This is a genomic window from Pseudovibrio sp. Ad37 (assembly GCF_001623075.1).
GTDB lineage: Bacteria > Pseudomonadota > Alphaproteobacteria > Rhizobiales > Stappiaceae > Pseudovibrio.
This window is the reverse complement of the sequence record NZ_LMCF01000087.1, coordinates 16,668-30,772: the sequence shown is the minus strand read 5'-3', so window position 1 is coordinate 30,772 and position 14,105 is coordinate 16,668. Positions and strand designations below refer to the sequence as shown.

Below are 14,105 nucleotides of genomic sequence, written 5' to 3'. Positions count from 1 at the left end.
TAAAACTAAAAATCGTAGCCAGTATATATAGCTCTTTCTAGTTGTAGATACACTTTTACGCAATGCACATGACTATACACATGAATGAGAGTATGTGTTGCTGCTCCGCCACAAACGGCGTAGGCCGCTACGTTTTCAGGCCTCGCCGGCTAATGAGACGAGGCCTGTTTTTTATGGCTTTATAAGCACTTGCTCAGCATGAGAGTATGTTTGAGGTCTTAAGCCTTTGCCGTCTGTTCTTTTTCATTTACTGGTTGGCCAAAGTAAGCGCGATACATGAATATGACGAGTGAAAAGATACCCCAGCTAAAGACAATGTCTCCGGGCACGCGGGCCCAGACCAATGCAGTCATAACCGGGCCATGGATCGTTTCTGGTGCACGAGCGAGCCAGTAACTCTCAGTAAAGCTGATGTAGGCCTGGTAAATCCCTTGCGGGATCAGCGAGAGCCCGAGCATCATGGCAAGGCCGATATTGAGCCCCCAGAACGCTTGCTGCAGCCACTTGTCACTCCAGCGATTGTCTGGAATAAGCGAGCGCAGGCAGAACAACATGAGGCCAATACCCAGCAGGCCATACACGCCAAACATGGCGGCGTGACCGTGGGCTGGTGTGGAATTGAGACCTTGCATGTAATAGAGCGCCAGTGGTGGATTGATAAAGAAGCCGAGCAGGCCAGCGCCAACCAGATTCCAGAACAGAACCGAGGCGAAGAAGTTAAGCGGCCACTTGTAGTGGTTGATCCATTGAGTATTCTGTTCCAGCTTGTGGGTCTGGTAGGCCTCAAAGCCGATAACCAATAGTGGAACAACCTCCAGCGCTGAGAACACTGCCCCAAGCGCCAGCACCCCGATTGGAGTACCGCTCCAGTACAGGTGGTGGAATGTGCCCAGCACACCGCCGGCCATAAAGATGATGGTGGCGAAAATGACGGCGACAGCTGCGGTTGAGGCGCGTAGCAGTTTCAGATTCACAAAAATGAGTGCAATGATGGCTGTCGCGAACACCTCAAAGACGCCTTCAACCCACAAATGAACCACCCACCAGCGCCAATATTCCATGACGCTGATATGAGTGTTCTGGCCCCAAAGCAGGCCTGCGCCGTAAAGCAAACCAATGGCGACCGCGGACAACAATGTGAGGGCAATGAGACTGCGGTTATGACCACCCTTCAACGCTGGATAGAGAGCACGCAGGACCAGACCAGTCCACAGCAACAGGCCGATGAAGAGGAAGATTTGCCAGAAGCGCCCCAGATCAACATATTCGTAGCCCTGATGACCGAACCAGAAGTTCATCGTGCGGGAGAAGAATTGATTGACCCCGAGCCATTCGCCAGCAAATGAACCTACGACGATAATGATGAGACAGAGCCAAAGGAAGTTGACGCCAAGCGTCTGATAGGCTGGGTCCTTGCCGGAAAGTAACGGCGCCATGAACAGGCCTGTGCCCAGCCAGGCCGTTGCGATCCAGAACACTGCCAGCTGCGTGTGCCAGGTGCGTGAGATGGAATAAGGAATAAACTCTGCCAGTGGGATGCCATAGAGATCCTGCCCTTCAACGGCATAGTGAGCGGTGAGAATTCCCAGAGCCACCTGAGCAACCATCAAGGCTACAACCACCCAGAAGTATTTGGCTGTCGCGCGCATGGATGGTGTCAGTTTGGCATTCGCCAGCGGGTTCTTTGTTGCTGCACCGCCTTCCGGCACAATGCGCTCGCGCCATAAATCATACTGGCGCACGTAATAGAAGCACAGGGCTCCTGCACAGCCGAGCAGCAGAAGGATACTGACAATGGTCCAGATGAAAGCGGCTCCGGTGGGCTGATTGCCGACCAGTGGCTCATGAGGCCAGTTGCTGGTGTAGGAGATTGTATCATCTGGCCGGTTGGTGACGGAGCTCCAGGAGGTCCAGAAGAAAAAGGCGGAGAGTTTTTGAGCTTGGTCGGGTGTGATCAGGATGTTGGGAGGGAAGGCGTAATCGTCTCGAAGGTTTTGCCCGTCGAAGTTGTCATAGGATGAAAACAACCTTGTGAAGTGATCTTCCACCTGTCTGACGGCAATTGCCCTGTCATCTGAAATTGTGATGGTTTCGTTGGCAGGGTTGTAGCGGTTGCGCCGCATTTCGTCTTCTATGAGGACCTGAAGGAAGGCCCGTTGCTCATCGCTTGGTGGGGTGTAACCGGAACCAACCCGATCGCGGTGGTAAACATCCAGAAGAGCCAGTGCTTCACGGTGCAGCCAGTCGGTGGACCAGTCCGGCGCTACATAGCTGCCATGACCCCAGACGCTGCCCTGTTGCATGCCACCTAAAGACTGCCAGACATTCTGGCCTTCTTCGATGTCATCCTTTGTGTAGATGATATCGCCATTGTCCGAGACCACCATGTCCGGGATCGGCGGTTTCAAGCGGTAAATTTCGGCGCCAAAAAAGAGCAGAACACCAAAGGAGAGGACCATGCCAACGGCGAGGAATATCCAAAGCCGTTTGAGTGAAAAGGTTACATCATAGTCCTTGTCAAACATGCTTTTAGCTCCTGACCTTGGGGGAAACACTGGCTTGCGTTTCAAATCAGAGTATCAATCTGACTTCGGCCGTGCCTCCCTCAAAGTTAGGAGAGGCGCTTATGTGCCCACTGGTACGGCGCTAACCGGGTTTTTCTGTGGCTCGTTGGTGAGCCTGCTGCGTAGTAGTTCGCCTTCCCCTTCAACAATCGGGTAGGCAACAGTGGTCAAAAGCGCATTCAGGTACTTCAGATCACTGATGGTTTCCAGATGAATGGAGCTTGTTGTCCGGCTGGATTGACGGTTCTGGCTCAGGCGGCGCAGGTGCGCATCGCGGCTCTTGTATTCCAACTCACGTACAAGAACCTTGCGAGCAACCAGATCCCGCGCAAGCTCAGCATCGCGAGTGATGAGCACACGCAGAGAGAGTTGCAGGTTTTGCAGCACTGCGGCGTGGAGGTCTTTGATTTCCTTCCAACCTTCCTGTGAGAACTCCTTGTTGAGGCCGGATTTCTTCTCTGCCAGAACAAGCAGGTTGCGCTGAACGACATCGCCCATCTGTTCCAGACAAACGCAGTAGTTCATCAATTCCGTATACTTCTGATAGTCCTCATCGCTCATGGATTTGGTGGTCACATCAGTCAGATACTCTTTGATGGAGCGGTGCAGATCGTCGATCTCGTCATCCATCTTCATCAACCGTCTGGCTGTGTTTGCATCATCACCACGGAACACCACCATCACACCGCGCAGCATGGCTTCCACCTTTTCGCTCATATGCAGCATTTCACGGGTAGCGGCGTTAAAGGCGAGGTCGGGGGTTTCCAGCAACTTGCGGTCAAGCAGGCTGAGGCGCTCCATAACAGCATCTTCGTCAGACTGGCCTGCGCTATCAGAGATAATGAGTTTGGTCAGGCGAGCGACAATGCCAATGGTTGGAATGCCCAGCAGAACAACAGCAAGGTTGAACCCACTGTGGAAGTTAGCGATTGCACGTGCCGGATCATCGCCCAGCATGTCGATGGTAAACACATCAAAGCGCATCAGCAGCAAAGTGATCAATACACCGGCCACGCGGAAGATCATATTGCCAAGCGGTACACGGCGTACATCTGCACTATCGCTCATGGTAAGGACCAGAGGGATAATACTGGAACCGATGTTTGCGCCTAAAATGAAGAGCAGAGCACCTTCCATTGGCAGCACGCCTGTGCTTGCCAGTGTCATGATCATGAGAACCACTGCAACGGATGAATGCAACAGCCAGGTCAAAGCAGCTGCAGTGATGATCGCAACGAATGGGTCACCAATCAGCAGGTTCAGGATGACAGGCAGAGCTCCACTTTCACGCAGAGGCTCGGAGGCCATGCCGATGAAAGAAAGTGCGATCAGCATCTGGCCAACACCAATGATGATGCGTCCCGTCTGGCGCATGGTGCGCGTGCTGCCGCGGGAGAAGAGAGCGCCACCAACAACAAGACAAACCGGGAGAAGCCAACTGAGGTCCAATGAGAGCACCTGAACTACCATGGTGGAGCCAAGGTCTGCGCCAAGCATGATGGCAAGGCCAGCTGCCAGCGTAATGGATCCTTTGCTGATGAACCCGCGCGCAAGAATGGCTGTAGCTGTTGCACTCTGCAAGATGATGGAGACCAGAAAGCCGGTTGCGAAGCTGGTGTAGCGGTTCTTAGAAGCCTGCTGCATCCAGCCTTGGAATTTCTGTCCAACCGCTCGCTCAACACCTGTTCGGATCATTCTGGTTGCCCAGAACAATAGGGAAATACCGGCGGCAAGGTGTAGAAGTATTTCAAAACTGCTCATCACAGCCTCCGGATTCAGCTCTCTCGGTTATTAATAGGAGGCTCACTTAAACGCAGTTGTCGTGATACACGGCAAAGGTCTTTAAGCTGGAGTTGTCGGACTATCAGAATATGCGAGATCTCTCGCTTCCCCGTTTTGACGAGAAGGGAAGCAAGGGATCGCTCGCGTGCTTTGGGAGCTTTAGCGGATTCTTGAAATCGATCCGGCAACTAAATTAGCCACCTCAATGATTTAATAAATAACTTAAGACACTTATGCCAATAACTCAATATGCTTAGCTCAATTATGGCGAGAATTTTGCGCAAGTATTGCGTTTTTCGTGGCGTCGCGTGATGAAAGCAGACCAATGAAGTTGAAGTGTATGAAATCGCGCAAGTATTTGAAATATATGAATAATTATTAGCTGGCAAACCAACGGGAAGTATAACAGGTAAAATGCGCACAGCGTGCGTTTTCCCCAGCCCGTCACAAAATCGTAATATGGCGTCTTTTGCTCCGTATTTCCCGTATATGACTCGGTTTCGCCTAGGTTTGACTAGCTGATGCAAAGGCGCATCAAGTTGAATGACCTGCTGCTCTCTTGTGTCGTGTTTCAAACCAAACCAGTTTGTCATGTAAAAGAAACAGGAAATCTGTAAGGCTCCGTAGATAATGACTAGGTTTTTCTCAGTGACTTGGGTTAGCAATTTCTCATCGCGGATCACCTATCACAGTTTATAGAGAAAATTACTTTGAGGTTTCTATGAGTTTTATTCGCACGTCTCTGCTCTCGCTTTCGTTGGCTTTCGCACTCAACTCTCCCTCTCAGGCGGCTGAAGAGCCAACTGAGGAGCAGGCTGTCATCATCGCCAAATGCGTAGATGAGAAGGGCGGTGGCTATCCAGCTATGGCTTGTTTTGGGGAGGTGATGGAACAGTGTATCGGCAGCCACTATCAAAACAGCCATATGATTTTCTGCGCAGTGCAGGAATATATGGTCTGGGACCAGCGCCTCAACACTGCGTATGCTGAGATCATGAAGCATGCCAGCACCAATGTGAAAGCCAGCCTGAAGAATGCGCAACGCAACTGGATCAAGTTTCGTGATGATACGTGCTCCGCGAATGCGCTGATTTATGAGGGAGGCAGCAACGCGCCGCTCGCCATGTCCGTTTGCATGGGAGACCAGGCTGCGGTGCGCAGCCTGCAGCTCCAGCAATTTCTTGTCGAAGCTGGCCCGCACTAATCAGGATTGAGAGTGCTCACTGATGAACATGGCCTCTCCCTTTAAAGGGGCCAATATTCGGGAATAGCAGTACAGGCCAATGTGGTTAGGCTGAACGGATGCTCGTTTCAAAATCTGTCGCGTAATCCATTTTGAAATCCGACCCCGCGTTTCAGGGATACGCCTTAAGGTCTGTGCTGATGAAGAAGGTTCTGATCCATATCGGTGCGCATAAAACCGGTACAACTGCCCTGCAAAAGCAGCTCTACTCCAAACACCCTGATTTGTTTGATGATCGCACAAGCTTTAAAGCAAGCTCATTTATGCGACTCTATGAAAACCGTATGATCAAGCCCAAAGCAGAGGAACTAGCGGACCTTTTTCAGGAAGCAATTACTAAGCCAGAGACAGACACTTATAGAATTTCTCACGAAAGGCTCATGGGTAAGGCGTTCGTCCATAAACAGTTCTATCCCAACGTCAAACGTTACTCTCAGCTCGTGAAAGAACTGCAGCGACGAGGTGTGCAAGTTAACACGCTGGTCACCGTGCGAAACCGTACCGACTTCCTGGTCTCGTTCTTTCTCCATTGCCTGTCGTGGCAAGGCACTCCCAAAACCTTTCATGAATTTGCAAATAAGGCAGTCACTCCCTCGTTTGCATGGCAAAGTGTTGCACAGCAACTAGAGCGGATTTCTGTCACGTACCTGCCTCAGGAGGCGATGGAGAAGCATCCGGCCGAGTATGTTGATTTGATAAATAAGTTTTACGAGAAAAAGCTGCTGGAACCGGATGATCTCAGTCACTGGGCGAACTCGGGTCTAAATGAACTGGGACTATCAATCATTCCGCAGCTTTCTACGATTGAGGATGCAGGGCTTCGGGGGGTGTTGCTCAAAAGTGCGCTTGATTATTGCAAGCAGGGCAAACGAGCAGTGGTGCTTTCCAAAGATGTTGAGGGGATTTATCGCAAGCATTTTCTGGAAGGAGACATTGCTTTTGCTAAAGCAAACTTTCCTGCGCCGTTCCGAAAAATCTATTCACAGACGAAACCGGTGGCAGAACAGTTCTGGTTTGCCTTCGCAAAGGCTGATGCCTGAGTAGAATCTTAGTGCAACCTTCAAACCGTCAATCTTGTAAATTCCAGCGTCCCTACAAAGAGTTGAGTAGGAGCAGCTGCGGTAGTCAGCGTGCTCGCTGACTGCAATTCCGAGTGAGATGAGCAACTTTGGATGACGGCAAGGCGCTGATATCCTGTATGGCAGCCCTCATAACGTTAAACTCACGCCGGTTTTACTGTACCGTCAGTAACGCACTGGCATAGTGTGCAAATCACTCAACTGACAGGAGAAACCTGACCTACTCCGATAAATGGGGTAGGCTTGTGCCATTGCGCAGGTTTCGCTGCAGCTTGAAAGCAACAATAATAACAGTTGGACGCAAACGTCCTGATCAAGATGAGTGAAGAGGCGCCGTGTGACGCAGGTTCAGCTGAAAAACCTCTCAAAAGTGTTCTCAGGAGCACCAGCGGTTGATGCCATTGATCTTGATGTGGCGTGCGGCGAGTTTCTGGTGCTGCTGGGCCCGTCTGGTTGCGGCAAAACCACGAGCCTGCGTATGGTCTGTGGTTTGGAGCAGCCGACCTCCGGCTCCATCTGGTTCAATGGGCGGGATGTGACCACTCTGCCTGTTCAGAAGCGAAAAGTCGGCCTTGTTTCTCAGCGCTTCGGCCTGTTCCCACATATGACGGTTGAACAGAACGTGGCGTTTGGTCTGTCTGTGCGCGGCCTTTCAGCAGATGAGCAGATGCGGCAGGTGGGCGAGATGCTGGAGATCGTCCGTCTCTCGGCGTTTGCTAAGCGCTTTCCTGCTCAGTTGTCCGGTGGACAAATGCAGCGCGTTGCGATTGCGCGTACGTTGGTGACTAAGCCTGAAGTGCTGTTGCTGGATGAGCCAATGGCGAGCCTTGATACGCTGCTGCGTACTGAGATGCGCCAGTTTATCCGCGATCTGCATGATGAGTACGGCATGACGACGCTGCTGGTGACCCATGACCAGATTGAGGCGATGGATCTGGCGGACCGGATTGCGGTGATGTTTGACGGTAAAATAGCGCATCTTGCAGCACCCGATGAGATCTATCAGCGTCCAGCTAATGAACAGACTGCCCGTTTTATGGGGCATTCCAATATCTTTGCATGCACACCAACATCTGATGGGCATATCGAGAGCCCTTATGGCCAGCTCATGCTGGGAGCTGGATCAGGCTTTGGCACTAAACAGCCATCAAAGGCTATGCTGCGGTTTGAAAGCATACAGATTGAAGAGTGCCGCGAAGCACCGCAGAAAAATGAGTTCTCCGGCACAATCACACGAGCAGAGTTTCTTGGCGCGATGATGCGCTACACGCTTCAGGTGGGAGAGGGATCTCTGACCGTTGAGGAAGCATCTACAATCAAAAGAAAAACAGGCGATGCGGTCACCGTGACCTTACCGCCAGAGCAAATTTGGCTGCTGCAGTAAAAGCGGCTGAAGAACCGGTTGGGGGCAATTTATGAAGAACACAAAGTCACGCACCAAACAGATGCTACTTGCAAGCACGCTCGCTGTTGTCAGCTGGAGCAGCGCTGTGCAGGCAGAAGACGCTCCGGGCATGTTCCGCAGTGAGTTTCTGAAGGGCAATCTGGGGTGGGAAGATGTCACCGCCAAAGCGCGTGATGAAGGCACCGTCAACTTTTACTACTGGGGCGGGTCCGACATCATCAACCTGTGGGTTGATCAGGTGGCAACACCAGCATTGGCCGCCGAAGGGTTGAAGCTGAACCCTGTGCGGATTACGGCAACCAAAGACACGGTTGATGTGGTGATTGCTGAGCTGGCAGCAGGCCGCGGCGAAGAACAGGGCAGTGTGGATCTGGTCTGGGTCAATGGCGAAAACTTCTACTCTCTCAAGCAGCAGAATGCGCTGTGGGGGGCTTTTGCCAACCGCCTGCCGAACTCAGTGAACTTTGAGTGGGATGAAAGCGATCCGCGTTCACTTCTCAACCTGCGTGATTTTGGCGTTGAAACTGGGTTTCAGGAGATGCCGTGGTCTGGTGAGCAGTATGTATGCTCCGTCAACCGCGCTCATGTCTCTGCAGAAAATACACCAGTCACCTTTGCGCAGTTGAAGACCTATTTAGAAGCCAATCCGGGCAAGTTCACTTACGTGAAACCTCCGCATTATCTGGGCAACACCTTCGTTCAATCGGTCCTTTATGCGCACAACCCGGATGGGACTGGTGCAGCTCCATACCAGCAGAGCTTTGAAGAGCTGGGCGGAGAAGAGCTGGCGCGCCTGATGAAGCCGGGTATTGAGTACCTGAAGAGCATTGAACCACTGCTTTTAGGCGGTGCTTCCGGCAAACCACGTTATGCTGAAAATTCTGGAGAGTTGGACAATCTCTTCCTCAACTCCGAAGTGCACTTCAATTGTAAATTTGGTGCGTTTGGCAATCATAACGGCCTGATCACCGGCGCGTACCCAGAACAGGCGGAGGAAATGATCTTCCCGGCTGGGAACATGATCAAGAACAAGAACTACCTTGCTCTGCCGCTGAACAGTCCGCACCCGGCAGCCGCTCTTGTTGCAATCAACTACTTCTCCTCGGCAGAAGCGCAGGCTTCCAAACTGAAAACCGCAGGCATGCCTGTTGGTTTGGATCTGTGGCGCCTGAGTGAGGAAGAAACGGCAGAAGTTGCAGCTTCCGCACCTCCACATTACGGCGTGACCCAGCAGCAGCTGGATGACAACATCGCACCAGACACCAACGCAAGCCTTGTTGATGTGATCGAAGCCACCTGGCTGGCTGTCATTGAACGCAAGGAAGACAAGCCTTTGGCAGATATCGTTGCGCAGGTCTCTGGTGAACTGAACAACTAACACTTTTGCGGATGGCGGCTTTCTGCCATCCGCCTTTTATGAAACGAAAACTGATGCCAAAGGCACTTCCCGTGAAAACCAACAGGACCGCATCTCTAGCGCTCATGCAGAATCTGCGTGATGTTGCGGAGGTGATGCCTTTGCTTGTGGTTTTGCTGGGGCTGTTTGGCGGAGCTGTTGTGCTGGGCATCCTGCAAAGCTTCGGCTATGCGCCGTGGTTTGGTATCAATGAGTTTCCGACAACCCGGTATTTTGAACGCCTCTGGTTCTCCTCCGATTTTTGGGCTTCACTGGGTCTGACGCTCTATTACGGGTTCGCTGCAACGCTGATTGGCTTTGTCATTTCAATTCCGCTCAGCATCGCTCTGTCCAAGAAGTTCAGAGCCTCCCGCACTTTTGCGGCACTCATCCGCTTGCCGCTGATGGTGCCGTATACCGTTGGCATTGCACTGGCATTGGTAATGCTGGGTAACGGCGGACTGCTCTCGCGCATCTCTGCAGGTCTTGGGCTGATTGATGATCCGGCACAGTTTGTCCAGATCCTCAAAACCCATTGGGGCTGCGGGATTATCGCTGTTTATGTTTGGAAGCAGGTGCCGTTTATGACGCTGACACTATCTGCCGTATTGGCTCGGAAAGGCGAAGATACGGTTGAAGCAGCTATGGTGCTGGGTGCCAATTCCAGACAGATCTTCTGGCGTGTCACGCTTCCACAAATCATGCCGGGCATTGTCTCTGCCTCGCTGATTTGCTTTGCGTTCAACATCGGTGCTTTTGAAGCGCCGCTTATTCTGGGTGGGGGGTATCCGGATACCCTGCCTGTGCTGGCTTGGCGGTATTTTCAGGATGCCAACTATGCGTTCCAGTTGCAGGGCATGGCTGTTGTTGTTTCACTGGCATTGGTCTCAGGCATCTTCCTCGCAGCATATCTGTTGGGTTACCGCAGATATGAACGGGCAAGGGGGCGTGTGTGATGATCTCCAGCCCCCGGGACATCAAGTCCATCAGCCCATGGCAACGCCTGCTCGTGTTGGCCATGGCGACTTTCACCATTGCACCGTTTGCGCCACTGATCATCCAATCTTTGGCCTTCCGTTGGGCATGGCCGAATATTCTACCAACCGTCTGGTGGCATGAGCAACGGGAGAGATCTCCGTTTCCATTGGCATGGGACTATGTGTTCTCGCCAAGTTCTCGCGTAGCAGAAGCCACGATCAACACGCTTGGTATCGGCATTGCTGTGACGCTGTTATGCCTGCTCATTTGCTTACCTGCGGCGCGCGTGCTGGCACAGCGCAACTTCCGTGGCAAAAATCAGCTTGAGTTTTTGATCGCCCTGCCGCTTCTGATCCCTGAAGCTGCGATTGGTATTGCTCTGCTGATGATCTTTATCGCGCTCGGACTTTCCGGCACTTATGCAGGCGTTATTGTGGTGCATCTGATCCCCACCATTCCCTACATGGTGCGCATGCTGACGGCGGTTTATCAGGGGCATGGAACGGAAGCAGAGGATCATGCACGCGTTCTTGGTGCCAATCGACGACAGATCTTCTTCCGCGTGACCTTGCCGATGATCCTGCCTGGCGTGATTGCAGGCTGTTTGTTCACCTTCCTGGTCTCAACCAACTTGTTTCTGCTCACGTTTTTCATTGGGCAGGGGCAAATCATCACTCTGCCAACGCTGCTGTTCGCAAAAATATCTGGCGGTGCACTGGATGCAACAGGAGCTGGCATTGCTCTCATCGCTTCGGTTCCGGGTATCATCCTACTGATCTTCACAGACCGCTTTATTCGCAGTTATCCGCTAGCTGAGTAATCCCTTAAATAATTGGAGAACTGTCTCGTTCAACACACCTGAAGTGAGGGCTGTTGGTTAGGTTGAAGCCATGGGAAGAACTTTAGGCATTAGATTATGACGGGTATTTCAGTTGGCGGAGCGTCCTCGTACCATGCCCCGCTGGAAGTGAATGCACCGGCAGCTCTACAGGCGGCAGAGCTGGGTGGTCACACTGTTTCTAAATCCAACGAAACGCATATTAGCGAAGGCTCGAACAGCACCACGAGCAAGATTTCAGAATTTTTTGAGGGCATGGCAACCAAGCAGATTGTGTGGAGCCAAACCGATGCAGATGCAGCGGTAGACCGCCGCCAAGAAGCTGCAAGTTCGGCTGTTTCCGCCGTTTTCTCTAATTTGAAAGATGGCAGACTAGCTGAGGCTTATCAAAGCTTTACGAAGTTGCACCATGCTGCAGAAAAGCTGGAACCCAACAACCCACGTGGGTTTGTTTCAAAACAACTGCAAAATGCGGCCTCTCAATTTTCGACACAAGAGCGCGATGCAATTCGCCTGCATGATTTCAAAGGTGATGGTGATCGGCTGGTACGCGGTCATTCTGCCCATGCAGAGCGCGCTCTTCATGTCTTTGAAGGGCTTGTGAAAGGCGGCCTCATGTCCGTCGGGGATCTGAGTTCAGAAATCCACTTTATCGATGACATCATGAGTGAAATTCCATCTGCGCTGAGGGGCGTTAAGACAGAACTCACTCTGTAATCTGATCATACGTGAGAGGAAAGGCAGCGCAGATTGCTGGGGCACCCTCTCACATTTTGCAGGCATGGCATTTTGCAGCCTTTTTCGTAAAGGCTTTGGAAGTGCCGGGTATTGCGCAGTCTGCGGGTAGGGCCAGCAGACCACTTACACATCAAGGGGCGTCTAATGGAAATGGTAGAAAACACACTCAGGCAGTTTGGTGAGACGATAGGATTGCCTGACCTGAAACTAGACTCAGAGAATATGTGCTCTTTGACTGTTGATGGTGAGATTGAGGTGTTTTTTCAGGTTCTGGACTTCAAAGCAAACGTGGTTCGGCTCAACAGCCGTTTGGCAAGTTTGAACAACGTCCCGAAGTCGCTTTACCTGCATCTTCTGGAAGCCAACTACAACGGCATGGGAACGGGGCACGCAGCGCTATCAATCAACCAGCGCAGCTCCGAAGTGCTTTTGACCCAAGCTATTCAGGTCGACAAACTTTCAGCTGAAGAGTTTGCAGAAGTCGTCAAACTGTTCGTGAAGTACACCAGTTTCTGGGTACATGAGCTGGTGGAATTGGCAAAGTTCCCTTCTGATGAGCCTGTTCCTGCGCAGAACATGCCAGTTGATAGCCTGAACTCTCAAATGCAGTATCTGATGCCTTAAGCGATCACTGCGAGCTTCTGATAAATCTGGGATCTCGCAAATCGGGTGGGTTTTGTCCGCATTGCCGCCAATAGTGCCTCCAGTCAACCGGTGGAGGAAAACATGGAACTACACGGACAAACGATCATCATCACGGGTGCGAGCAGCGGAATTGGCGCTGCAGCAGCCGAGTTGTTTGCTGCTGAAGGCGCAAATGTGGTGCTTGGGGCCAGACGCGAAGCAGAGCTGGCAACACTTGCAGACAAAATCACGAAACAAGGAAGCTCAGCGACTTATCTTGCAGGGGATGTGACTGAAGAGGCCTATGCCTCCGCACTGGTGGAGCATGCGCTCAACACCTACGGCGTGCTGCATGGGGCCTTCAACAACGCCGGCACTGTGGGGAATATGGAGCCGGTCCCAGAGATGGACAGTACCAACTGGGAAAATGTGCTGCATACCAATCTCACCAGCGCATTTTACGCGGCCAAAACACAGATTCCGGCTTTGAAGAAACGCACAAAGGGAGCGATTGTGTTCACATCCTCCTTTGTAGGGCACTGCAACAGCGGCATGCCGGGCATGGGGGCTTACGCTGCCAGCAAGGCTGGGCTGGTTGGGTTGGTGAAATCGCTGGCTGCAGACCATGGACCAGATGGCATACGGGTCAACGCGCTGCTCCCCGGTGGAACCAAGACAGCAATGGCGGGTGATGATCCAGAGGGGCATGCCTTCATCTCTGGCTTGCATCCACTCAAGCGCATGGCAAGCCCGAAAGAGATCGCCCAAGCCGCACTGTTTCTGCTCTCGGATCGGTCTAGTTTCGTGACGGGAAGCGCGATGACCGCTGATGGCGGTGTCTCAATCCGGCTGATTTAAAGCTTTGCGAACTCAAAAGGGAGGCGCTGCCTCCCTTTTACTTGCTTACCAGTAGATGGTGACCTTCCAGCCTTAACCCAGCATCAGCAATGCGTTTTGCCCATGCCTTGCGCGTTCCAATGCCTGCGGGCTTTTCGAACAGACCGGCTTCTTCTGCTGCTTTCGTTAGAGCAGCATACTGTGGGATGTTGGGATCGTCTTCCGGCAATAGCAACTCTTTGCGATGCAGGATTGGCGGGTTCTCGCGCTTGGAATAGTCGATGGCCTTGCTTGTCTGAGTTGCAAGATCAATCGTGATGGAATGGAGCAAAGCGGGAAAGCCGGAGGCCTCAAAGTCCTCGTAATGCAGCAGCGAGACTTTGTCCTTGCTGATCTTGCATAGATTCCAAGCGGTGTTCGGATGCTGTGAAACGACCTGAGCCAGCCGTTCAGCCTCCTCTGCTGGGAGTAATTCTACGCCAGAGCGATGCAGATAGAGCCAACCACCAACACGGCGGCCAATTCTCGTCTTTTGAGCCATAGCTCTTCTCTAACCGAAACTGGTTGCACATGCAGTTCAAATTGAGGTGTTAGCGAAACGGAGAGATAAAAAACGCACCA

At 52.2% G+C, this 14,105-nt stretch carries 12 protein-coding genes; 9 read left to right on the top strand and 3 right to left on the bottom strand.

Going from position 1 to position 14,105, the window contains the following annotated elements; translation table 11 throughout:
- Positions 1-218 precede the first annotated feature (218 nt).
- The gene (locus tag PsAD37_RS14230; protein WP_063296716.1) at positions 219-2,525 is read right to left on the bottom strand and encodes a nitric-oxide reductase large subunit; all 2,307 of its coding nucleotides are present in this window, start codon (positions 2,523-2,525) and stop codon (positions 219-221) included.
- 99 nt (positions 2,526-2,624) lie between these two features.
- Positions 2,625-4,325, bottom strand: coding sequence for a Na/Pi cotransporter family protein (locus PsAD37_RS14225; protein ID WP_063296715.1), 1,701 nt, complete (start codon positions 4,323-4,325; stop codon positions 2,625-2,627).
- 742 nt (positions 4,326-5,067) lie between these two features.
- Between PsAD37_RS14225 and PsAD37_RS14215 the strand changes: the two genes are divergently transcribed.
- From PsAD37_RS14215 to PsAD37_RS14175, 9 genes are all read left to right on the top strand, one after another.
- Positions 5,068-5,550, top strand: a complete 483-nt coding sequence (locus PsAD37_RS14215) for a lysozyme inhibitor LprI family protein (RefSeq protein WP_063296713.1) — start codon at positions 5,068-5,070, stop codon at positions 5,548-5,550.
- A gap of 263 nt (positions 5,551-5,813) precedes the next feature.
- Positions 5,814-6,629 carry a hypothetical protein gene (locus PsAD37_RS14210; RefSeq protein ID WP_208991875.1) on the top strand — a complete coding sequence of 272 codons (816 nt, stop codon included), beginning with the start codon at positions 5,814-5,816 and terminating at the stop codon, positions 6,627-6,629.
- Between the two features lie 376 nt (positions 6,630-7,005).
- Complete coding sequence (locus tag PsAD37_RS14205) at positions 7,006-8,052, top strand: ABC transporter ATP-binding protein (RefSeq protein ID WP_063296711.1); 1,047 nt, start codon at positions 7,006-7,008, stop codon at positions 8,050-8,052.
- Between the two features lie 31 nt (positions 8,053-8,083).
- Positions 8,084-9,451 carry an ABC transporter substrate-binding protein gene (locus PsAD37_RS14200; RefSeq protein ID WP_063296710.1) on the top strand — a complete coding sequence of 456 codons (1,368 nt, stop codon included), beginning with the start codon at positions 8,084-8,086 and terminating at the stop codon, positions 9,449-9,451.
- Positions 9,452-9,522: 71 nt separating this feature from the next.
- Positions 9,523-10,425, top strand: a complete 903-nt coding sequence (locus PsAD37_RS14195; protein WP_208991874.1) for an ABC transporter permease — start codon at positions 9,523-9,525, stop codon at positions 10,423-10,425.
- Positions 10,425-11,267: an ABC transporter permease gene (locus PsAD37_RS14190; protein ID WP_063296709.1), complete on the top strand. Its 843-nt coding sequence runs from the start codon at positions 10,425-10,427 to the stop codon at positions 11,265-11,267. The genes PsAD37_RS14195 and PsAD37_RS14190 overlap by 1 nt, the downstream gene beginning before the upstream one ends.
- A 96-nt stretch (positions 11,268-11,363) precedes the next feature.
- The gene (locus PsAD37_RS14185) at positions 11,364-12,002 is read left to right on the top strand and encodes a hypothetical protein (protein ID WP_063296708.1); all 639 of its coding nucleotides are present in this window, start codon (positions 11,364-11,366) and stop codon (positions 12,000-12,002) included.
- A 165-nt stretch (positions 12,003-12,167) separates the two neighbouring features.
- The gene (locus PsAD37_RS14180) at positions 12,168-12,647 is read left to right on the top strand and encodes a type III secretion system chaperone (protein WP_063296707.1); all 480 of its coding nucleotides are present in this window, start codon (positions 12,168-12,170) and stop codon (positions 12,645-12,647) included.
- 102 nt (positions 12,648-12,749) lie between these two features.
- Positions 12,750-13,505 (top strand): SDR family oxidoreductase, encoded by a 756-nt coding sequence (locus tag PsAD37_RS14175; protein ID WP_063296706.1) that lies wholly within the window; start codon positions 12,750-12,752, stop codon positions 13,503-13,505.
- 37 nt (positions 13,506-13,542) lie between these two features.
- Here the strand turns inward: PsAD37_RS14175 and PsAD37_RS14170 are convergent, their stop codons facing one another.
- Positions 13,543-14,025, bottom strand: coding sequence for a hypothetical protein (locus tag PsAD37_RS14170; protein ID WP_063296705.1), 483 nt, complete (start codon positions 14,023-14,025; stop codon positions 13,543-13,545).
- Between the last annotated feature and the right edge of the window lie 80 nt (positions 14,026-14,105).